The organism is Rhizobium sp. BK176, from assembly GCF_024808055.1.
Genome location: NZ_JANUBV010000010.1, coordinates 120,736 through 142,563 on the forward strand (window position 1 = coordinate 120,736; position 21,828 = coordinate 142,563).

20 protein-coding genes and 1 pseudogene are annotated in these 21,828 nt (G+C 57.1%); 10 read left to right on the top strand and 11 right to left on the bottom strand.

Annotated elements, in window-relative coordinates:
• Positions 1-64 precede the first annotated feature (64 nt).
• Both FHT76_RS25875 and FHT76_RS25880 read right to left on the bottom strand, forming a co-directional pair.
• Positions 65-1,036, bottom strand: coding sequence for an alpha/beta fold hydrolase (locus FHT76_RS25875; protein ID WP_405049514.1), 972 nt, complete (start codon positions 1,034-1,036; stop codon positions 65-67).
• A 236-nt stretch (positions 1,037-1,272) separates the two neighbouring features.
• Positions 1,273-1,518: pseudogene (locus FHT76_RS25880) on the bottom strand (amidohydrolase); the annotation flags it as partial.
• Between the two features lie 511 nt (positions 1,519-2,029).
• On the opposite strand from FHT76_RS25880, the gene FHT76_RS25885 reads away from it, so the two are divergent.
• Positions 2,030-2,359: a helix-turn-helix domain-containing protein gene (locus FHT76_RS25885; protein ID WP_183756092.1), complete on the top strand. Its 330-nt coding sequence runs from the start codon at positions 2,030-2,032 to the stop codon at positions 2,357-2,359.
• Between the two features lie 499 nt (positions 2,360-2,858).
• Here the strand turns inward: FHT76_RS25885 and FHT76_RS25890 are convergent, their stop codons facing one another.
• Positions 2,859-3,272, bottom strand: coding sequence for a response regulator (locus FHT76_RS25890; RefSeq protein ID WP_183756093.1), 414 nt, complete (start codon positions 3,270-3,272; stop codon positions 2,859-2,861).
• Between the two features lie 482 nt (positions 3,273-3,754).
• Positions 3,755-4,735 carry a L,D-transpeptidase gene (locus FHT76_RS25895; RefSeq protein ID WP_183756094.1) on the bottom strand — a complete coding sequence of 327 codons (981 nt, stop codon included), beginning with the start codon at positions 4,733-4,735 and terminating at the stop codon, positions 3,755-3,757.
• Positions 4,736-5,743: 1,008 nt separating this feature from the next.
• Between FHT76_RS25895 and FHT76_RS25900 the strand changes: the two genes are divergently transcribed.
• Positions 5,744-6,757 (top strand): methyltransferase, encoded by a 1,014-nt coding sequence (locus tag FHT76_RS25900; RefSeq protein WP_183863980.1) that lies wholly within the window; start codon positions 5,744-5,746, stop codon positions 6,755-6,757.
• 544 nt (positions 6,758-7,301) lie between these two features.
• Here the strand turns inward: FHT76_RS25900 and FHT76_RS25905 are convergent.
• A complete protein-coding gene (locus tag FHT76_RS25905; protein WP_183863981.1) occupies positions 7,302-7,670 on the bottom strand; it encodes a hypothetical protein in 369 nt (122 codons plus the stop codon).
• 916 nt (positions 7,671-8,586) lie between these two features.
• On the opposite strand from FHT76_RS25905, the gene FHT76_RS25910 reads away from it, so the two are divergent.
• The 5 genes from FHT76_RS25910 (at position 8,587) to repC (ending at position 13,830) form a co-directional block, all read left to right on the top strand.
• Entirely contained in the window at positions 8,587-8,808 is a 222-nt protein-coding gene (locus FHT76_RS25910; RefSeq protein WP_183756096.1) for a hypothetical protein, read from the top strand.
• 597 nt (positions 8,809-9,405) lie between these two features.
• Complete coding sequence (locus FHT76_RS25915) at positions 9,406-9,702, top strand: hypothetical protein (protein WP_183756097.1); 297 nt, start codon at positions 9,406-9,408, stop codon at positions 9,700-9,702.
• A gap of 445 nt (positions 9,703-10,147) precedes the next feature.
• Positions 10,148-11,353 carry a plasmid partitioning protein RepA gene (repA, locus tag FHT76_RS25920; RefSeq protein WP_183863982.1) on the top strand — a complete coding sequence of 402 codons (1,206 nt, stop codon included), beginning with the start codon at positions 10,148-10,150 and terminating at the stop codon, positions 11,351-11,353.
• A 75-nt stretch (positions 11,354-11,428) separates the two neighbouring features.
• A complete protein-coding gene (gene repB / locus FHT76_RS25925; protein WP_259129599.1) occupies positions 11,429-12,442 on the top strand; it encodes a plasmid partitioning protein RepB in 1,014 nt (337 codons plus the stop codon).
• A gap of 155 nt (positions 12,443-12,597) precedes the next feature.
• Positions 12,598-13,830 carry a plasmid replication protein RepC gene (gene repC, locus FHT76_RS25930; protein WP_259129597.1) on the top strand — a complete coding sequence of 411 codons (1,233 nt, stop codon included), beginning with the start codon at positions 12,598-12,600 and terminating at the stop codon, positions 13,828-13,830.
• 301 nt (positions 13,831-14,131) lie between these two features.
• Here the strand turns inward: repC and FHT76_RS25935 are convergent, their stop codons facing one another.
• The 5 genes from FHT76_RS25935 to FHT76_RS25955 form a co-directional block, all read right to left on the bottom strand.
• Positions 14,132-14,602 (bottom strand): ProQ/FINO family protein, encoded by a 471-nt coding sequence (locus FHT76_RS25935; RefSeq protein WP_183863985.1) that lies wholly within the window; start codon positions 14,600-14,602, stop codon positions 14,132-14,134.
• A gap of 159 nt (positions 14,603-14,761) precedes the next feature.
• Entirely contained in the window at positions 14,762-15,085 is a 324-nt protein-coding gene (locus FHT76_RS25940) for a helix-turn-helix domain-containing protein (protein ID WP_183863986.1), read from the bottom strand.
• A 193-nt stretch (positions 15,086-15,278) separates the two neighbouring features.
• Positions 15,279-15,764 carry a sigma-70 family RNA polymerase sigma factor gene (locus FHT76_RS25945; protein ID WP_310503134.1) on the bottom strand — a complete coding sequence of 162 codons (486 nt, stop codon included), beginning with the start codon at positions 15,762-15,764 and terminating at the stop codon, positions 15,279-15,281.
• Positions 15,765-15,870: 106 nt separating this feature from the next.
• Positions 15,871-16,227, bottom strand: a complete 357-nt coding sequence (locus FHT76_RS25950) for a response regulator (RefSeq protein ID WP_246712690.1) — start codon at positions 16,225-16,227, stop codon at positions 15,871-15,873.
• A gap of 358 nt (positions 16,228-16,585) precedes the next feature.
• Positions 16,586-17,350: an endonuclease/exonuclease/phosphatase family protein gene (locus FHT76_RS25955; protein ID WP_259129595.1), complete on the bottom strand. Its 765-nt coding sequence runs from the start codon at positions 17,348-17,350 to the stop codon at positions 16,586-16,588.
• 63 nt (positions 17,351-17,413) lie between these two features.
• Between FHT76_RS25955 and FHT76_RS25960 the strand changes: the two genes are divergently transcribed.
• Positions 17,414-18,385 carry a lysylphosphatidylglycerol synthase domain-containing protein gene (locus FHT76_RS25960; RefSeq protein WP_259129593.1) on the top strand — a complete coding sequence of 324 codons (972 nt, stop codon included), beginning with the start codon at positions 17,414-17,416 and terminating at the stop codon, positions 18,383-18,385.
• Here the strand turns inward: FHT76_RS25960 and FHT76_RS25965 are convergent.
• Positions 18,335-19,852: a phospholipase D-like domain-containing protein gene (locus tag FHT76_RS25965; RefSeq protein ID WP_259129591.1), complete on the bottom strand. Its 1,518-nt coding sequence runs from the start codon at positions 19,850-19,852 to the stop codon at positions 18,335-18,337. The genes FHT76_RS25960 and FHT76_RS25965 overlap by 51 nt on opposite strands.
• A gap of 166 nt (positions 19,853-20,018) precedes the next feature.
• Between FHT76_RS25965 and FHT76_RS25970 the strand changes: the two genes are divergently transcribed.
• Together FHT76_RS25970 and FHT76_RS25975 are read left to right on the top strand one after the other, a co-directional pair.
• A complete protein-coding gene (locus FHT76_RS25970; RefSeq protein ID WP_259129590.1) occupies positions 20,019-20,471 on the top strand; it encodes a DUF2231 domain-containing protein in 453 nt (150 codons plus the stop codon).
• Positions 20,468-21,796, top strand: coding sequence for a sorbosone dehydrogenase family protein (locus FHT76_RS25975; protein WP_183756121.1), 1,329 nt, complete (start codon positions 20,468-20,470; stop codon positions 21,794-21,796). Before FHT76_RS25970 ends, FHT76_RS25975 begins: the two co-directional genes overlap by 4 nt.
• The last annotated feature ends 32 nt before the right edge of the window (positions 21,797-21,828 follow it).

Here is a 21,828-nt window from a genome sequence, read left to right on the forward strand (position 1 = left end):
TCCGTTTAAGTCTGTTCGGGAGACTGGTCTGCCAACGCGTCGTCGGCAGATCAGGGAGCCTTGGTCAGGCCTTTACGAAGGCAAGAAGGTCGGCGTTCAGCACATCGGCGTTGACAGTCAGCATGCCGTGAGAAAGGCCAGGATAGGTCTTGAGCGTGGCATTTTTCAAAAGCTTCGCGGCTTTCAAAGCGGAGTCTGCAATCGGAACGATCTGATCGTCCTCGCCATGCAGGACAAGGGTTGGGACCGAAATTGCCGTGAGGTCAGCGGTCTGGTCGGTTTCCGAGAAGGCCTTGATCCCGTCATAGTGCGCCTTGGCGCCACCCATCATTCCCTGACGCCACCAGTTCTGGATGATGCCTTCCTGCACCTTGGCACCGTCGCGATTGAAACCATAAAACGGTCCGGCCGGTACATCACGGAAGAACTGGGCGCGGTTTGAGGCAAGAGCGGCACGGAAGCCGTCGAAGACCTCGATCGGCAATCCCTCCGGATTGGCTTCAGTCTTCAGCATCAACGGCGGTACCGCCGAAACCAGGACCGCCTTGGCAACGCGGCCAGCGGGTTCTCCGTATTTGGCCACGTAGCGAGCGACCTCGCCGCCGCCTGTCGAATGACCGATGTGAACGACATTTTTAAGATCGAGCGCTTCAACAACTGCGAATGCGTCCGAGGCGTAATGATCCATGTCATGGCCATCGGCGACCTGGCCAGACCGGCCGTGACCGCGACGGTCGTGAGCGATGACACGGTAGCCATTTGACAGGAAGAACAACATCTGCGCGTCCCAGTCGTCTGATGACAACGGCCAGCCGTGATGGAACATGATCGGCTGCGCATCCTTTGCGCCCCAGTCCCTGTAGAAAATCTCGGTGCCGTCTTTCGTGGTGATAAAGCCCATTGTCTTGTTTCCTTCGTTTAAAGTGGACTTCGGTGAAGTAGAGGTTGAAATCTGGAGGGGCTGGAAATGGTCGGTCCCCCGTTGCGAGAGGGCCGGTATCGAAATTGCTGCGGTCGCTTCTCCTTCTCCTACTATGCTTTCCCGAGCGGCATGACAGGCGGCTCTCGTCGTTTTGGTGGAGGAAGAATGGCCGGAAAAGGTTGATCATACAATTGCAAGAATAATTCATATTTCATTGCCATTTTTGCAATAAGCCCGGTCCCTGCCGCGTGAGGTTCCGAATGTGCAACAGCAAGGCGGCAAGGCGCCCGGCCGGCGCCGTGTCCCGAACAAAGACCGCAAGCAGCCCTTTATCCGCGTATCGCCTCGAGCTAGACAGCCCAGCAAGAGCAGCCGAGGGCGCCAAAGAAACCCTTCAGATCAGCTATCGGAAGTTTTGCGGTCCATGCGCCGGCATGGTCATGGCCATGGACGCCGCAATTGCTGGCGCAGCCACAGGAAGCAATTGTAGTCTCTCTGAGTGATTTCCTCCCTGCACCATCTGGCTCTCCCCAGGCCGCGTAGCCTCCGAACCCGCGAACGGGCAACAAATCAGGCATGGCTGGCGGGATCTCGTCAAGGAAGTCATTCGACGCCCGACGCAGCGTTCGCAAGGGATGCGGGCGCGACGGGGCACACGAGAACTCGACCATTCGCGCCTGACATTTGCCGGTCCTGGCAAGTTTATAACTGGTAATCCTCTTCGGGTCGCGCCAGCTTGCGAGCGTGATGCAGGAGCGCGTCCCCTGGCCGATGAACTTGGCCTCCTGCTGTCGCGGCGCATCGAAACCGATAAGCATCTTTTCAACGAAGGCATGTCCCCGGAGTCGACACACAGTCAACGTTGACGGCACGGATCCGACATCTTTTTGAAATTCTCCATGCTCCGCCATAAACAGGTAGCGATCATGCCGGACGGCTGAAAGCCTTTGGCACCTATGCTTCCGCTTGGCCAGGTTGATGGCGGGATTTGGCTGCTGCGAGGGTAATAGACTGTACCAAAGGACAGACATCGCTACGCCGAATGGTGGCCTTGCCTTCCTGTCGGGCTTTGGCTCAGTCTCGGAGTCAGGACCACGGGGGTGGCTGATGAATCACGCAGCAAGGCGCGCAGGGCAGATCGATAGGGAGATTGGCGAACGCCTCAGGTTCCTAAGGGAAATGAAGGCACTCAGCCAGACAGAGCTTGGCTCCGCAGTAGGCGTCACTTTCCAGCAAATACAGAAGTATGAACGCGGCATAAGCAGGTTGTCGGTTTCGGCCCTGATCATCATCTGCAGGACACTGGACATCCATCCGCTCGAATTCGTCGGCGGTTATTTCGATGGCGTTGACGGTCTCGCCACGATGGATCTGCTCATGAGGCGCTTGAAGGATGCCGAGGATAGGCTGGGGCAGATCAAGTCGATCGTCACCTGAGCCACACAAACCACCAGATACAAGCCTGCCCGTCGAACAGCGCGTCGGTGCCGTCGAGGTTCGTCGCATGCCCTGGAATGGTATCACGAAAAAGCTTTGAGACCTTCGACAGGAGGCTCTTGAGTTCAGTCTCCTTGACAAACGATGCTGCGTCCAGCGGACGGAACCATTCAAGCTTTCGCTGGCCGCGCTCTGGAAAGAGTGACCTGGTCTGCCGCACATCCACAAGATGGACGTCGACCGTCGCGCGTACTTCACTCCCGCGGCAAGGGTTTTCAGGTATGTGAATTTGCCGAAGACTCGCTTTCGCGCCCTCCCTTGACGCCCGCTTCTTCCCAACCCTCCTGTTCGGCCACCTTGTGCGATTTCAGGCCCGGGATGAGCCATCCCTTGGGAAGGTCCATCTCCCAGTCTCTCGTGTGGTGATTAAAAGGATTCTCCATTGGCCCCTTGCTGCAGATGGCCCCCAAAACCAGCGAGCCTTGTCAATATATTGCGTTCATGAGAACGAAGTGGAGCGGGAACGGACGAGAGCAAGCGTTTGGCTTTTCTGTTTCTCGTTCGCTTTGAACCGCGCAGAGATCCTGTCCCGAAGTGCGGCAAGGTCGTAAGGCTTTGGCAGGTAGACAACGCTTTCACCGAATTCTGAAATGTCCACATCGCGTCCGGAGGTTATCCAGACCGGAAGGGACGGTCGGGTGACGGTCAGCATCCGGGCAAGGTCCAGACCGCTTAACCCACCGGGCATGTCAACATCAGTGACCACAGCCTCGATGCATCCGTTCGTTCCCAGGGCTGCAACCGCTTCGAGCACATTACGGCATTCGATGACGACATGGCCGTCATCGGCCAGTTCGTCGGCGAGTGCGAAGCGGATCAAGGGTTCGTCTTCCACAATCAGGATTCTTGCCATTCTCGGTGTCTCCATTGTCAGACGATGGCTAAACGCAAGGTGGATCAAATTGGTACACGTAGCCCCATCAGTATTTTGATTCATGCTTAACAAAAAACGAATGACGGAGTGAGCAATCGGCATGTCTTTGGCTTTCCGCTTCTTGCGATCAGTTTAATTGTGAACAATGGCATGGAAAATTTGCAATGGGTGTCCGACCGGCGGAATCCCCACGACCGTCGCCGGAAGACAAGGACGACACCGCAGCCGCCCGACGCTCTCGCATGTAGGACAAGACAGTGACCTCCGACCAGAAGCCAGGCATCCTATAGCGTCATTGTTGTCGGATCGGGATTTTCGGTGTGATATAGGATTCAGACGTCGCCGATCATGTGGCGAGGTCTATCGGTGACGAGAAGACCGAGGTCAACTAATCAAACCTTGATGTGACGTGGCTCGGCAATGCCTGGCCGATTTACGAGACAGAATCCAATGGCGCACGTTCAGTCGGTGAATTCGACCACAATGCCGGGCTTGACCATGCCGGCCAGTTCCTGCGCATCCCAGTTGGTAAGCCGCACGCAACCGTGTGAGCCGACCTTGTCGATGAGTGACGGTTCGGGGGTTCCGTGAATTCCGTAGGTCGGCTCTGTCAAATCAATCCAGACTGATCCCACGGGACCATTGGGACCGCCGGGTAGTTTCAGGATCTTCTTGTTCTTGCCCTGCTGGAAGTTGATTTTCGGATTGTAGATATACGGCGGCATCCGCGCGACGCCCTTGACCTTGTGCGTCCCGGTAGGTGATGGCGTCTCTTCGCTTCCGATGGTCGCCGGATAGGCAGCAATTAGTGCACCGTCTGCCGCAAAGGCTAGTACCCGTCCGGATTTTCTGTGAACTTCTATTTTTTTGACGGAGCCAGCCTTGGGACCACCGGGCATCGCAACGAGCACTGTCGCTCCGACTTTAAAGTCCACACCGGAATTCAGTGCCTTCAGCAGGTCTATGTCCATATGGAAACGTTCGGACAGTTTTTCCGCGATGCTTGTGTAGCCAAGATGTTTCATCTTTGCCTGCTTGGCGTAGTCCTTGGGAATTTTGTCTAGCAAGTCAGCGGCATCGTCCTCGGTAATCCGATAGGGTTGGATGACAGCCGCCTTGTCTGAAAGCCGTTGAACGACGTCCGGATCGAGCTTTCCGTCCGATGAAAGATTCTGCAAGGTTTCGAACCCGGCGACCGCCTTTGTAACGTTTTCACCGTAATGGCCGTCAATGACCCCGGGCGACGATCCCGCGCGGTCAAGGAGAACCTGAAGGCGGACAATGGCGGGGTCCGGCTGAGAGGGGGCATTCTGCGCGGGGCGCTCAGGCGGTATTGCCTGCAGCGAGGCGGAGTTGATCGCCTCCGCCGTAAGCTCATCCGCAGCCGCAGTCCCAAACAGTATGAGAACAATGGATGTTGCGAGAGCGATAGTCTTCATCATAGAAGTAAAATTGACATCGCACCAACTTGTTCCAAGCCTTCGCGCGATTTCGCTTTCAACCTGATAGCGCGCGTCGACGATGCCCGTCGGACGGCCTGGCGAGGGTACGCTCTCAGAGCGTGTCGCGCACAAGCTAGTGCTTGGAGCCAAGCGAAACATGCAAGACAGTTTTACGTGTACTACCTTCCAACTAGAGCAACGCTCTGGGGTCAGCGCTAGGCGCTGGTCCGCGGGACATGCCGGCATGAGCCATTCTGCGAAAGGGTCGGAAATGCAGTGCCCGATTTTTCGCCTGGCGACGCCGGGGCGATCAATGCCAATCCTGCCAGCGTCGCGCCCGCTGCTCTAATGCGCCGACGGGATCGTTCATGTCGGCGACGCATCTCCAGCAACTGCAATCCGGCGCGGCTATGTCGGAGCGTCGAGCGTGGCCAGCACCCGCCATTCGTTCCGCGCCGAGATCGCCTCGTCGGCCCTAGATCGACGAGCGCTATGTACCGAAGCAGCTCGACCGGCAAGTATCTGTGTCGGTCCCCTTTGAAGGGCCCTCGCCTGCCGCTACACCCCTCGTAAGGTGAAAACTTCGCGTCGGGGTTTCAGCTGACAGCTTAAATTGAAATCGACAGGTCAAAGGCACAAGAACTGCCCCGTTTACCCAAGCCGTGTAAGCGGGGCAAAATCGGTGGCAGCACGTTTGTCGTTGAAGACGGTGTGATTGTTGGGATGCACTACATCCGAACTAATCGTACCGGCGGAGAAAAACATGTTAGCAACCGCGGCTACGTGACAGACACGGCGGCAAGTGGTCGAGGCTTGGCTCGTCGGATGCACGAGCATTCGTCTGCTCACATAGTGCTTCTTGATTAATTGCAGGACATGGCAAAACGCTCTATTTTCCCTTGCAGGGCGCCTCGACGAGACGGGAGCGGGCTTGCCAGGCCGGACCGTCTCGGTTTCCGCACCAATCCCAGATGCCGTTCGACGATACGATCCAGGAGGAGACGTACGATGGGCGAAACGACGCCGGACAACATCATGCAGCTCGGGATGGGGTTCTGGGCCTCCAAAGCCATGCTCACCGCGGTCGAGCTTGGCGTCTTCACAGCGCTCGCAGCCGGCCCGGCCAACCTGCCCGACCTGCAGGCCAGGCTGCAACTGCATCCCCGCTCGGCCCGCGACTTCTTCGACACCCTAGTGGCCCTGAAGCTGCTCGAACGCGAGGATGGCCGCTATCGCAATGCCCCTGATACAGACCTCTTCCTCGACAAGGGCAAGTCCTCCTATATCGGCGGCATCCTCGAAATGGCTAATGCCCGGCTCTACGGTTTCTGGGGCTCGTTGACCGAAGCCCTGCGCACCGGCGAGCCGCAGAATGAAGCCAAGCAAAGCGAAGACTTCTTCGCCGCGATCTATGCCGAGCCGTCGCGGCTGCGCGGGTTCCTGGAGGCGATGAGTGGAATCAGCGCCGGTGCGGCCCAGGCGATCGCCGCCCGGTTCGACTGGTCGAAGTACAAGACCTTCGTCGATGTGGGCGCGGCGCAGGGCATGGTGCCGGTGGTGATCGCGCAAGCGCATCCGCATCTTCAGGCCATCGGCTTCGACCTGCCCGCCGTGCAGCCTATATTCGACGAGTTCGTCGCCCGGCATGGTCTCGCTGACCGTATCCGCTTCCAAAGCGGAAACTTCTTTGACGGCCCGATGCCGAATGCGGATGTGATCTTGATGGGGCACATCCTGCACGACTGGGATCTTGCCGAGAAGAGGATGCTCTTGGAAAAGGCCTTTGCCGCACTGCCGAACGGCGGGGCCGTGATCGTCTACGATGCCGTCATCGATGACGAGCGCCGCTTGAACGCTTTCGGCCTGCTGATGAGCCTCAACATGCTGATCGAGACCCGTGGCGGGTTCGACTACACCGGCTGCGACTGCCAGGCCTGGATGCGCGACGCCGGTTTCGTGGCCACGCACGTCGAGCCGTTGCTGGGGCCTGACTCGATGGTGATAGGCTTCAAGCCCGACTGAGCGGAAACCGCGACCGCGGCCGGTGTTCCGCAATCTCGACCAAGGATGCGATGTCGATCGCCTGGCGCTGACGTGGTCGATGGCCTCGCGTCGCTCTTGAACTGAACAAGCTTCTCGACGATGAGATACCAAGCAGGCTGCCAGCGCGCAGCAATGAACCCCGCAGCCGCTTGGCTCGGCCGCACTCGGCGAAGTTGCCCCGAAGTGTAACTGGAGCAAATCCGGTGGCATCGGGCATTCCTGTTTTCTGGAAGCCACCATTCACTCCTTTCATGACGAAGCGCCGCCTGCCCATGACCGAGCATGGCGATACGCTGCCGCTGAAGGCGCTGCGGGAGCTTGTGACTGGTCTGGTAGAACGGGCCGACCGGGCAGACATCCGGATCGAAAAACTCGAGACCGAAAACCAAAAGCTTCAAGACGATACCTGCCAGAAGTTGGGCCTGTCGTTCTGGCACTATCTTGGCGGTCGGCTAGGCATAGGCACACCCGGGCGGGCCGCTCCTCTGCTGGCCACGATAGTCGCTGCCAGAACCTCGGCACATCAACGGCGATCAGGATTGGGGAACGCAACGATCCTGTCCGACGCACCAGTCCTGTCTGGCTTGCCCGTCACGACATCATCCAGCGTATCGAGCACATGGGAGCCGGTGAGCGTCAGCAAAGTCGGCGACACATTCCATTGCCGCTCATCATCGGCATGCACCGTCACTGTCTTCTTGTTGCGGCGAATGACAACGCCCCGGATCGTCACCCCGCCTGGCCCTTCGAAGGTCACGCCGCTTCCAACACGGATGTCCTGCAGCGCAGCTGCAGTCCGCTGATGATGCAGCAACTGCAGCCTCTCGACGATACGGGCGTTGAGTTCGACGAGCGCCGCCTCGTCCAGGCTATCAATTTCGATCAGCCGCATTGTCAGCCCCTCGCTTTTGTCGACGAGGCTATCCTGCCAGGGAGTGGTGACAGGACGGACCCCAGTCTCCGATTTGCCCTGTCGTTCGGCGGTGCCTCCGAATTTACCCCGCTTGACCCGAAGTGTTCAACAAAACCGGCAGGGCATCAATCTGTAACCTACTGAAAGAACGAACTCAAACTGCTCAACGGAAGCCACTAGAGCATTTTCTTCCGTTAGTGGATAACCCCCCAATCTCGCCCTTTATGGGTCTGGATGAATGCCGCGGAGAGAAATGAAGCCCTTTGCGAGATCAAGTTACTACGCGCCAGCATATCACCTCGTCGGGACCTGACGAACCGGCTTCTGGTCTTGATCACACGGCATTCGTGCGGCTACCGCCGGAGCGGCGCGTCTTGTATCGATCTAGATGCGGGCCTTGCCTGGCGAGACGTCGAGGATCGGTTCAGTCCCACCTTCGTCGCGACGCCGGAACTGGCCCCTCCACGGTCCCCCGTGCCGACACGGTCATGCTCCCGATCTTGAGGTTTTCGAGATAGGTCACGTCGCAGCGTCTGACGACGTCAGTCGTCATCTTGTGCCTGGGGTCTTTCGCGTAGCGCAGACCCGCGCCTTGAAGGCTGGCAGCGCCCATAGAGCAGCCCGATCAATACGCCATTGCTCGAACCTCGCCATCAGATTGATGATGAAGGTCGCCACAAACCGCGTTCCACATCATCACGAAAGATGGAGGACAGACAGGTGACAGACTGTGCAAGCGGCGCTGCGCTTCCACGTTGCTCAGTCGACCCAAGCCACCTGGAGGCAGATATATGGCGGTACTTTTTGGCATTGGAGTTGATCAGGAGTCTGGAATGAGCTAGCGCGTAAGCCCCCATATACCCCCCGCACTAGCCGCTCTTTAAAGGACCTGCGAATGGAACCGGACACCGTAACAATTGAAAGCCGCAATGACTTTGCCCTCTGGGCGATCGAAAAGGCTCGGGCAATCGTCGCTGAACAAGGCGGCGATCTGGCGATAGCGGCGCGTGACATGGACGAAAAGGCAATTGCGGAAACTGGCAATGCACTCGGTGCCGCGATCACGCAAGCCTTGCTGGAGGTCTATGACGGATTGACTCCTGCGGACGAAGACTAGCCAATGCAAATGCCGCCTGCCCTGACGGGTAGCCCCAAACTTGGCTGGGAAGAACCGGACGGCCGGCTAGGAAGACTTCCTTTCATCACGCTAAGCAATCTGGCTTGGCAACGCTGATTATCGGAGTAAGCGGCGAGATCGAGCACATCGCCTTTCAGCTGCCGAACCGTTCAGGTCTGCTTTTTGCTCCCCAGATTCTTGAATGCAAGAATTGCCAAACATGTTCGTCCGGTCATTCACTACCAGGTCGCAGCATATGACCCGCATAGGCAATGTTGAGGGAAGCTGCGCCGGTTCTTCGGTTCTCCGGGATATAAAGTCCTAGTTCCGGCAGAAGCACACACTCGGGTCCGCCCACACGAGACCAATGCCGGATGCAATCGCGCGGGCGGTTTGCCACCCCGCCAGGGTTCGGCGGTCCGAACCCCGGCTACCCAACGGTCTGGTGGCCGAGGAGCCCTCCCCGCCCGAAGAAGGCAGCGGCCGCCTCCAGCCGCGCAAACACAGTGACCCGCACCAGACCGCTCCGGGAACAAGAGCACCACGGCATCGTTTCCAATTTGGTTGCAATCACGCAACGCTACCAAGGAGGACGAAATGTCCATCAAGCTTGTTACGACGTCACTTCTGATCATCGGCCTTTCAGGCTCAGCATTCGGGCAGTCGAACCCCGCTCCTGCTGGATCCACCATGGACAAGAATCATGGGGCCGCCACTCAAACGACCAAACCCATGAAGATGAAAAAGGTCGACCCGATGAAGACCCACAGCACGACTCAGAATGTCAACAAGGAGAACTGCAAGTCGCTGAAGGGCAAGAACTCGCTGCAGACGCAGGGCGGCAACAGCAACACCGAGAATGTTGAGAATACGTGCGCCGATAACAACAACTGACAGCTCGTTGTTTCGCGCCGGGTGACGGCTCGAACCATGGGCCGTCATCTGCCCCTCCTCTTCATTCACAGGGGCAAGCGACAACCTATGCGTCTCGGCGACTGAATGCTGAATGTCTCAGGAGTTCTTCCAACAACTTCACCGCACCTGCGGTTCGCTTTGCAAAGCTCTTCGAAGCCTTTTTCGCTCCAGGCGACGCAATTCACAGGCTAATATTTTTGACAGCCGTGCAAACATCAAAATTATCGTTGAAAATCATTGAGTTGATTCGCATTTGCCGGATCGCGGCACACCTGCCAGCGTCCGAAGCCGGCCTGTGATAAAGAATCGGCATATTAAGCCTTTGTTAACTAAAAACTTCTTGCGCCGGCTAGAGAATCGCATCTAAATCACGCTTATGATGCAGATCGCTTGAGAAAAGCGTTATTCCGGAAGATGGCAAGATATGAACATGGCACCAGTCTTCATCGAAGACCTTGATTTTGACAAGGAAATCCTTGAGCAGGGCGAGCTGATTTCTGACAAGCTGAACATGCTTCGGCTAGAGCAGTACCCCCCTAACGCGATGAAAGGGCTTCGGCAGTTTTCGTTGGCCGAGGTCGCCGAGTATCTCGGCGTCACGCAAAACCACATCAAGAAGCTTCACCTCGAAGGCAAGGGCCCTGCTCCTCAGGTCTCTGGCTCGGGACGTCGGTCTTACACTGCCGAACAGATGATGGAGTTGCGCCGCTATCTCGACAAGCATGGCCGTTCGGATTTCAAAAAGTATGTTCCTCACCGCCGCAATGGTGAAGGCTTGCAGGTCATTTCCGTCGTGAACTTCAAGGGCGGCTCCGGAAAGACGACTTCGGCAGCGCATCTTGCCCAGTATCTGGCTCTGACTGGTCACCGTGTCCTCGCCATCGATCTTGACCCGCAGGCATCGATGACAGCCCTCCATGGGATTCAGCCGGAACTCGATCGAAATCCCTCCCTTTACGAAGCACTGCGTTACGACAGCGATCGCAAGTCGATCACGGAACTCATTCGTCCTACCAACTTCCCGGGGCTTGATATTGTTCCCGCCAATCTGGAGCTTCAGGAATACGAGTATGAGACACCGCTTGCGGCATCCAGCAAGAACCTTCAGGAAGGCAAGCTCTTTTTCACGCGGATCTCGAATGCCTTGAAGGAAGTCGACGATCGCTATGACGTTGTGGTGATCGACTGCCCCCCGCAGCTTGGCTACCTCACCCTGACGGCACTCACTGCGTCGACTGCCGTTCTGATCACCGTCCATCCCCAAATGCTTGACGTCATGTCGATGAGCCAGTTCCTCCTGATGCTTGGTGGCATCCTTGAATCGATCAAGAGCGCCGGCGCTTCGGTGAAGCTGAAATGGTTCCGCTACCTCGTGACACGCTACGAGCCTACCGATCAGCCGCAGGCGCAGATGGTCGGGTTCCTTCAAGCCCTTTTCAACAAGCGCATGCTGAAGAACCAGATGCTGAAATCGACGGCAATTTCAGATGCCGGGATCACCAAGCAGACCTTGTACGAGATCGAGAAGTCTCAGTTCACCCGGTCAACCTATGAACGTGCCGTCGAAAGCCTGAATGCGGTCAATGGCGAGATTGTTTCCTTGATCCATAATGCGTGGGGACGGAAGTGAGGTTTTTGACAGCCGTGCAAACCGCGGAAAAATTGTTTTCTTTCAGAGGGATGGGCACTCACAACGGAGACGGAAATGGCTAGAAAAAACCTTCTTGCGAGCGTGACGGCGACGTTGGGCGACGATGTCGACCGCGGCGCCCCGTCTGCGTCCGAGGCCCGGGCGTCCTATACACGGCGCGGGGCCTCCAGGTCGATGATCCAGTCGCTGGATGAGCTCGCCGAGACGTCCATGCGCGTCCTTGATGGCGAGGCAGTCATTTCGCTCGATCCCGGCGATCTCGATGGGTCTTTCGTTGCCGATCGAATTGGTGACGACGATGAGGCCTTTGAGAACCTGAAGGAGGCCATCCGTCAGTCCGGGCAATCGACCCCTATCCTGGTGCGGCCGCATCCGAGCGATGACGGCCGATACATGATCGTATTTGGCCACCGCCGAGCCCGTGCAGCCCGGGAGCTCGGGTTGAAGGTGAGGGCAGTCGTCAAACCGCTCGCCGATATCGAACATGTGATCGCCCAGGGCCAGGAGAACACGGCTCGCGCAGATCTGACCTTCATTGAGAAGGCGATTTTTGCGAGCCGGCTCCAGAGAAGTGGCATGTCGAGGGAGGTTTTGAAGACGGCCCTCACGGTCGATGACAGCCTGTTGTCGCGAATGCTTTCTGTCGCCGAGATCGTTCCGGACACAGTTCTTGACGCCCTCGGGGCAGCCAAGGGTGTTGGACGAGACCGCTGGGAAGAGCTGAAAAAGCTGGTACTGAACCCTTCGATTAACGCGCGCGCGCGCGAGGCTGTGCAGGACCAAGCATTCCTCGCATGTGAAACAGATGAAGCGAAGTTTCTCGTTCTTCTTTCCGCATTGAAATCAGCCGGAAAATCGAATCGCCGTAGCAAGCAGACACGGGCAGGTACCGCGTGGACACCGTCGGACCAGTCCGTGAGTGTCCTGGCAACGCCAAAGGGCAACGGCCTCGTTATGGAATTTGGAAATCCGAAGGGCAAATCCTTCGGGCAATGGCTCTCCAGCAACCTAGAAAGCCTATTCGAGCAGTATTCGCATTCTGAAGAGAAACAGCAAACGGGAGATTGAACAGCAAAAGAAAAAGGCCCCCTCAACGTTGCCGCCGTGGAAGCCTTCCTCTGATCTAGACAACCAGAGAATCGCACTTCCTCGAATCACAGTCAAGAGTCTTTGGCACCGTTTTGGTGAGCAGATTTCTTTTGCCTTCTGAAAGGTGAAGGAAAATGCAAGGTGAACATGTGACGACGCCCTTTGGGCGGCGGCCGATGACGCTTGCGCTGGTGAAACGGCACACCGCCGTATCCGAAATCAGCCAGGGCAAATCGGTAAACAAATGGAGCGTCTTTCGTGACGTCTCTGAAGCTATGCAGTCGCTCGGCCTGAAAGACCGCAGTCTGGCTGTGCTTGACGCGCTGTTGAGCTTCTATCCCGAGAATGAGCTTCGCCAAGACGCCCAACTCGTCGTCTTCCCGTCAAATGCGCAGCTTTCGCTCCGTGCCCACGGCATAGCGGGCGCCACACTTCGCAGGCATCTCGCGTTTCTCGTTGAGGCGGGCGTGATCCTGCGTCGGGACAGTGCCAATGGCAAGCGATACGCCCATAGGGGCAGGGGAGGGGAGATCGAAAGCGCCTATGGTTTCGATCTGTCGCCCCTGCTGTCGCGCGCTGAGGAGTTCGCGGGCATTGCCAAGCAGGTCGTTGCGGAGCGCACAGCCACGCGCAGGGCAAGGGAGAGTTTGACCATCTGCCGGCGCGATGTGCGAAAGCTCTTCGGCGTCGCCAAGGAAGAAGGCATTGAAGGCGACTGGCAGATGATCGAGGTGGCCTATCAGGATCTCGTGGATAGGATTTCCCGCTCACAATCGCTCGATGATATCCATGTCATTCTCGACGGTATGCGCCGTTTGCAGGCAAGGATCATCAATATCCTGAAATTCCACCAAGATTTGGATAATTCGAGCTCCAATGACGCTCACAATGAGCACCACACACAGAGTTCTAATACCGAATCTTATCTTGAATCTGAAGCATCCGCGGAACGGCCAGTTCGCGTCAGCTCGATCGGGGAGGAGCCTCCACCATCCACGTCCAGCCAGGCACTGCCGCTTAGTCTTGTTTTGAAAGCATGCCCTGATATCGCCGCCTATGGCCCGCGCGGTGTGATTAACAGCTGGAGGGACCTGATGAATGCGGCTGTTGTCGTCAGATCGATGCTCGGCGTGAGTTCAGCGACGTTTGAAGACGCCTGCCACGCAATGGGCCCGGAGAACGCGGCTATTGCCGTGGCCTGCATCCTGGAGCGAGGTCGGTGTATCAACTCGGCTGGCGGATACCTGCGGGATCTGACACGCCGTGCCCAGCGAAAGCAGTTTTCACCAGGACCGATGCTCATGGCCCTGGTTCGAAAAAGCATGACCGGAACACGGATAATCTCTCCGTCACCTGATGAGGAATAGCGTCTCTAAACCCACTGTTTCAGCGATCCCGGCGAAATTCCATGGACGTTTTTGACCACAATGCGTATAACAATGTCACGTCGAACGCCGGAAGCTGCTGACCCGATTCGAGCATTCCGAAGCCAGGTGGCGGCCCTTCTCAACACCATCTTCACAAACGGTTCTGCAGGCGATAGAAGCGCCTATACGAACGAGCGGAAGGGAACGGCCGGTTTACTTCCGTTATCGCTTCCGGCTTCAACGGAGCGAAGCGGTTACGGATTGCGCAACTCGGCCACCATCGGTGCCCACGGAGCAGTGGCTAGCGAATGCGACTGGCCACACCCACCTGCGCGCGAGGTAGAAGACCGGCGCGGATCCGATCTGCTTTCGCCAACAAAGGCGCAGCAGGTTCCAACGCAGGAGCATCAGTTCGTCGCAACATTTCATACCGCTCTTGGGCCGCAAGGCGATCCTCATTCGAGACCGGGGCCGCCGGCGCGCCGTCGATGTCGAAGCGCAGGGAGTCGGGTTGCGCCATTGCAAAGAAATATCGTTTTGAATGGAGGTACGCGCCCGTGGCCTTCCGCAACGATGTAACGGAAACACCGGGCCGCAAGCGCAGTCTCAAATGGTTCCAGAGGCCGCATTCGAATGGCTTGATAGGATCGCCGACCCTTACCGGCAATATGCCAACCGGTTCACGGAGGAGATCATTGATCGTGGTTGCTTTTATGATATCCGGTTCCGTTGAACAGATCGGTCCGCGGCTATAGGTCCAAGGCTTCGTCATGAAAGATTACCTCTGCGTCCCGTCCTAGTGGACTCCGTGAAGTGATTTCGACGGCATATAGGCGATCGAATGGACGCATTCGGCCTCTAGCGGCTGAGAGCGATTAAAATTATCGTAAGCATGGTCCTGGGTTTGCGACCGGAAGGAAGGGGGACAGAGCTAGCCACCGGCACCGGGTGGCGCATCGTTTACGAGATATTCCTTGTATTGAACCGTGTCCGCTTCATCGGTATAGACCCTTTCTGCTGGTTTGAGGCGCACGCCTGGTCCACCCTCATTCGAATATTCTGTTAAGAAGACAACACCGCTCCTCTCCACCGAGGCGATGATATCCCTTAAGCCCTCGGTATCGTCAGCAATTATCCCCATCTGGTTTTCCACAAGATCGATAGTGCTTGCCGTTACTCCCGCGGCCCTGGCAAGGTCGCTCACCTGCCAACCCAACAGGGCCCTGGCCGCTTTGATCTGACTGCCCAGTATCATGGTGTTCTCCCACGGCTTCGGTCATGTGTTAGACAAGCAGGGATATTGTGTCCCGGACATATGGCTCGAACGTGCAAATCTCTTTCCCGTTCCGCATTTCATAAGAATTACTGTCGGTCCTGCGATCGAAGGCCGTAATGGTTAGCGGGCAATTCTTTGGCATCAGACAGTATAGCAGTCGTTTGGATACTCGCTAGGACAGCGCATGCATCAAGTGCTGGCGTGCACGGTTGACGCGGCTTTTAATGGTGCCGATAGGGCACTGAAAATGATCCGCAGCTTCCTCGTAGCTGCGTCCGTCAATGAAGACGAACTCGAAGGCGCCCCGATATTTCTCAGGCAGGCGCACACAGGCCGCTTCCAGTTCATGACCTCGAATGCGCCATTCCTGGTCCGGCTGAACGCTTTCCCGCGAGGACACGCATTCCAACGTCCCGACCGCTTCCCTTCTTGTCACTCGATAGCACGAGCAGAAGGTGTTGCGCATGATTGTGAAGAGCCAGGATTTGAGCCGGGTCCCCTCTTCATAACGGTCCAGGTGAATAAGTGCGCGGACCAGCGTTTCTTGAACCAGATCATCGGCATCGGCGGCGTTCCGATAAAAGGTTCTCGCAAACGCGCGCAACGCCGGCATCAGACTCACGATTTCCCGGCGAACGGTTTCGGTTGAACTGTACACGAGTATGGCCTTCCCTTGGAGATACATGAAGGAGAAGGACTGACCGGGTACTTCGTTCCGGCCTCATGCGTTAAGTACGAAACCGCACGAATTGAAGATAGCAGTCTCAGATCGAGGCGACAGTTCCAAAAAGAGCCTCGGCAATCTGCTGGAGTTCTGTCGTCCTTGCGCAAAGATGGAAGCCACCATAGATGCCCGAAAGTTCCGGGCTGACATAGGCTGTGGCGAAGATGAAGGGAATTTCGAGGAATAGCAGCCTTTCGGCTAATGGAAACACTGCGTCACCATCGAATTGTAGATCGAGGATGGCAGCGTCAATGTTCTCATTCGTCAACAATGTCAGGCCTGACGGCACCGATGCTGCAGCGATCACGATGGCACCGCCTGTTTCGAGAAGCAGGCGCGTGTCATCGTCGAGAAGGTGTCCCTCCTCAACAATGAGGACGGTTCGTCCTTTGAACAACAGGGGCGCTATCTGTTTCAGTCGACAAATCCTTGGTTTGCTTCCGGCGTAGACTGCCGGTGGGATGATACGGACAAAGTCCGGTCTTGTCTTTTGCGGGCAAGCTGTTCGTGTCGCCAAGGCGTTCGACACCGCGTTACCCACCTGTTTGAATACGGCTCTGGTGCCCCATCAGCTTACGCACCGAGAAAACTACGAACCGCGGCGGCGTCGTTTAGTTCCCGATCAAACGACTGAATTGATGGGCAGTCTTTTGCACCTTTGGTTTTCCCAACGCGGAGCTCAGCTGGCCACAAGCTATATCAATTCCCGTGTCAGGTGAGATGAGTAGTGGTTCGAACAGGAACCTTATGCTCGCTCAGCCAGACCGTTGCAAATCCAATTCAACCATCAGCGGCAGATGGTCCGATGCCTGGCGGGCGAGAAGGTTGGTCTGGATCTCGGAAGCAGTGACACCAAACCCCTCGGAAACGAAAATATGGTCAAGACGCAATAGTGGGAACCTCGATGGGAAAGTCGGCCGGGGCTTGCGAGGCGCCATCAATTGTGCGTCCTGAAAGTGCTGCGCCAGGTGCCGATAGGCGGCGGACGAGCCCACGGCATTGAGATCGCCACAAATGATGGCAGGCAGTGCGCGAAATGCGGCGCTACCCATCCAGTTCTCACCGAGGAGTGTTGAAACCTGTCGCCTTCGATCTCCTGCTCGCAAGCCGAGATGGGTATTGATCACGTTGAGACGGTGACCCTGGGCAGTCACTTCCGCCCAGATCGCGCCACGCGTCTCGCCGACCGAGGGCAGGGACCCGGCCCTTACCAGTTTTGTGGGAAGCGCTGTTAGGATCGCATCGCCGTAACGCTCTTCGCGCACGTGCAGCGCAGGATGGAAGTGGGATTCCATCTTAAGAAGGCTTGCAATCGTCTGGGCCTGATCGATACGGCCGGTTCGCTTTCTTCCCACATCAAGCTCCTGGAGGGCGATGATGTCGGCTTTCGATTGCGCGATGACCTCTGCTATGCGGTTCGGGTCGAGGCGTCGATCCGTCCCGATGCAACTGTGAACATTGTATGTAAGGATCCTCAGTCCGCGCAGAGGGGCCGGCAATGACGCTGACGTGATACTCATTCGGCGGGAACCCGCGTTGGTTTATTTCGTTCCCATTGAAAGCTCAATGCAATCGGGATCTTCATGACAGCCAAGCGCATTTTCATCAATCTGACTCTTATGTTGGGCCTTCTTCTTGCAGCTTACCTTCTTTACAAGGTCTTCAAGCGGTACTCGCTTGACGAAATCATGGCGTCTGTTGTTGCAATTCCCAAAACGCGACTCATGGCGAGCCTTGGGTGCTCAGCGCTTTCGTATTTGTGCCTGACCGGCTTTGATTGGATGGCACTCCGCTACGCAGGCAGGCCGTTGAGCTATCGGCGGGCTGCCGTTGCATCCTTCACCGGACTTTCGATCGGGCACAATCTCGGCGTTGCAGCCCTTAGCAGCGGAGCCGTACGATACCGATTCTACTCGCGGTGGGGTCTCGATGCTCAGCAAGTGGCCAAGGTCATACTGTTTTGCGGCGTCACTGTTGGCATCGGCTTGTCAACGCTGGCTGGCATTGCCCTGCTCGTCAATCCCGGCGATGCGAGCAATCTGCTCCGCATCGGCTCGGCTGGGCTGCTTTGGATGGGAATCCTTTGCCTCCTTGTTCCCGTGGCTTACGTCATTTTGGCCGGGACAGTGCGATCGGAACTGAAGCTCTGGAGATGGAGCTTCGAAATGCCTAACACTAAATTGGCAGTGGGGCAGGTCATTATCGGTACCTTGAATTTCATTTTCGTGGCGGCCTGCCTGCACCAGCTTCTGGCAGCGAGCGGCGACGTCAATTTTGTCCAGACGGCTACGGCCTTCGTCCTGGCTAATGTGGCAATCCTTGTCACACATGTTCCAGGCGGTCTTGGCGTGCTGGAGGCGACTGTCAACCATGTCTTGCCAGGCTCTGCCTCGATTGGGGCGCTCGTCGCTTTTCGCGTCGTATATTTTCTTCTTCCCCTCATGATCGGCCTGGCTGTCTTCGGGATCAGCGAGCTGACCTTCCGCAAGCGAAAGGCCACATCCTCAACCAAGCCCGCTCAGGATACGACCGAGGCGCAGGCGCAATCGTTGTAGCGGCCAATAGGGTTTGCGTGGATCGACAAACGATGTACCGGGTAACAACTCTGTTTTTCCCTGGATATCGACCGGAAATTCTCTCAGTTTTCGTCGTCCGATATTCAGCTCATCGATTGTTGTCAGCATTGATCTGCAAGATCGTTCCAACTCGGTGACGTCTGCAGGACTTGCGTCCAGATGCTCTGCCATCAGGCGATGCCGCAGGAATGAGATCGCGTCTTGATGCTTCTTTGAATTTGCCTCGAGGGCAAGATCGCACTCGGTGTCCAGGCCCTCTGATCGGTTGTTGAGATTGGACGAGCCAATGCGCATGAAGCGGTCATCCACAATGATCAGCTTCGAATGAACAGTGAGTTCTTGATCTTTATCTTGCTCGTCCGGAACAACGGCATACATGACTTTCAGTCGACCATGACGATCGACGCGCTTCAGTCGGCGGATCAACCTGTCACGATTGTTCCCCATTGCGAGCTTTTCGATGAAGCCGTGCGAGCTTTTCGTAACGACCACCGCGATCTCCGGGCCATCTGGATCCTTCAATCGCTTCGCAAGGGCCCGAGCGACACTGGATGATGCGAGGTACTGCGTTTCGACATAGATAAGACGCTGTGCGGAAGCGATGGCATCCCGCGTCAGCCGCCTTGCCTCATAACGCCCCCTCTTTCCGATGAGACCAGGTTCGGTCAAAGCAATGGCGGCAGGAATGTTCTCCATCTCGGCAGCAACGACTGGCCAGATATCCGATGGCCGCTTTAAGGGCTCGATCTTTTCGCCCGTTGCTTTCTTCCAGCGCCGGCGCGCGACATCGCCGACCAACTCTGCCGCCTTGCCTGAGATGACTGACTGGATGTCGTGAACCGGCTCGTAAGGCGTGCCGTCGGGAGAACGACGCAGCGGATTTGACACGCGATGATCAGGCTCGTCCCATCGTCTGGCGGTAAGGTCGATCCCGCCGAGGAAGGCCAGGTTTCCGTCAATCGATACAAGCTTTTGATGGTGGCATGCGCGAAGCGGGTGCCGGAAATCAAAACGCAAGGAAATCTGCGGATGGGAGACGGGGTTGCGATGGAAGAGCTGGAGCGACTTGCCTGAATAGATCGGGCCCATGCCCCAGACCAAAATCCGGACCTGTAGCTGCGGATGGCTATCGACGATGGACAGAAGCAGTTCGCCAAGTGTTTGGGTGCTCGTCTTTGGCTTCAGCCGGATGTCGGGGTTGAAGTCCCAGCCGACGATCCAGATCTCGCGGCGTGCCTGTCTCAGAGCATGATCGAGGGCGGAAAAATAGGCTGCGCCATCGACGAGGAAGGCTGCTTTATCCGCACATTCGCTGCGCCAGGCGTTCCATCCCGGGCGAATGACCGGTTGGCCAGGTAAGACCGGTTTCGCTCGTCGCAAAGCTGAGCCAACAACCTTGATTGGATTGCCAGCTTTTGGCGCGCCCGTGGTATGAAACTCCAGCATTTGGTCCCGTTTTCTGTTGCCATGGAAGTCTCGCGTAACGCGCAAGCCTGCGTGTGGGTTCCAGCCTCCTATCGAGGTGCACCCAGACAGAGGTGTGTAACATTTTGCCGCTGGAACATTCCGGCCGTCACGTCGTTTGGGCCGAAACTTCAGCCGGATCAATGCCATGTCATCTCACGCCCTGCTTCCCCTTCAACCTGTGGCCCCCAGGACCGCCTTCCGCTCTATTCCCCTCCATTTCTCGGCAACCTGTTTTATCGGTGCCCTGCTGACCGACATCGCCTATTGGAAGACCGCTGAAATGACCTGGGCCGATTTCTCGGCCTGGCTTCTGATGGCAGGCTTGGTATTGGGCGTCGTCGGAGCGATAGGGGTTGTTGCGGATTGGAGCCGTGGGGTTCTGACGACGGCTCCATTGCGCCTTGTCATGTACTTCGGATGTCTTCTGGCAGCGTTTCTCCTCGGTTTTCTAAACACACTCATTCACAGCAGGGATGCCTGGACGTCTGTCGTGCCGACGGGCCTGGCAACCTCGATCGCAACCTTCGTGGCAATCGTCATTGCCGCGTTGCTTGGCGCGGGCATTCAGCGCCATCCGGCAGAGGAGGTAATGGGATGAACAACCTTTCGCCCAATCTGAAGGTCCGAGCCTGTTCGATACTGCTGGCTTCGACGATTTTGGCTGCATGCAGTGACAACGATCCGGATCCATCCGGCGGCATAGGCCCGACGCCCGATCTTCCCGAGCAGTCGCAATATCTCTTTCCTCCGATGCATCTTGCCAAGGTCGTCGGCTGGAAAAGCAACGAAACGCCGTCGGTCGCGTCTGGGCTGAAGATCCAGGCTCTCGCGCAAGGACTACAGCATCCAAGATCACTCTACACGCTGCCGAATGGCGACATCCTCGTGGTCGAGTCAGAGGCTCCTGCCGAGGCACCAGCCAAGCGGCCCAAGGATATCATCATGGGCTTCGTTGAAGCCTTCGCCACCAATAGCGGGGGTGGCAAGCCCGCCAATCGAATTACGCTTCTGCGTGACACGGACGGTGACGGCAAGGCCGATATCAAGCAGACGTTCCTCGAACATTTGAATTCACCGTTCGGTGTCGCGCTCGTCGGGAAAGAGCTGTACGTTGCGAACACGGACGCGATCATGCGATATCCCTACAAGGACGGTGATACGAAGATCTCCGATCCGGGCACCCGCCTTACCGAACTGCCGGGTGGGCCGATTGATCATCACTGGACGAAGAGCCTTGTGGCGAGCGAGGACGGTTTGCGCCTCTATGTTGGTGTCGGTTCTAACAGCAACATTACCGAAAACGGGATCGAGGCCGAAAAGGGGCGGGCCGCCATCTGGGAGGTTGATCGCGCATCGGGACGGGCACGGGTATTCGCCGATGGGCTTCGCAATCCAAACGGCCTCACATTCGAACCGACGACAAAGGCACTCTGGACGGTGGTCAATGAACGTGACGAACTCGGCCCCAACCTCGTTCCCGACTATATGACCTCGGTGAAGGAAGGCGGCTTCTATGGGTGGCCATACAGTTATTACGGAAAGAACGTTGATCCACGCGTAATGCCGCAAAGGCCCGACCTTGTCGAAAAGGCGATCGCACCGGATTATGCCCTCGGCTCTCACGTTGCCCCGCTCGGTCTGGTGTTCAACCAGGGACAGAGCCTTACAGCCGCCTATTCTGGTGGCGCCTTTATCGGCGAGCATGGCAGTTGGAACAGGCATTCCTTCAACGGATATAAGGTCGTCTTCGTGCCGTTCGAAGCAGGTAAGCCGAACGGAAAACCGGTCGACATCGTCACCGGCTTCCTGAGCGACAGGAATGAAGCCAGAGGCAGACCGGTCGGTCTGGCACTGGACAAGGGAGGTGCACTGCTGATCGCTGATGATGCGGGCAATACTGTCTGGCGCGTCACGTCTGGCTGATAGTTTGAGTTTTGCTTCGAAAACGAGCTGTC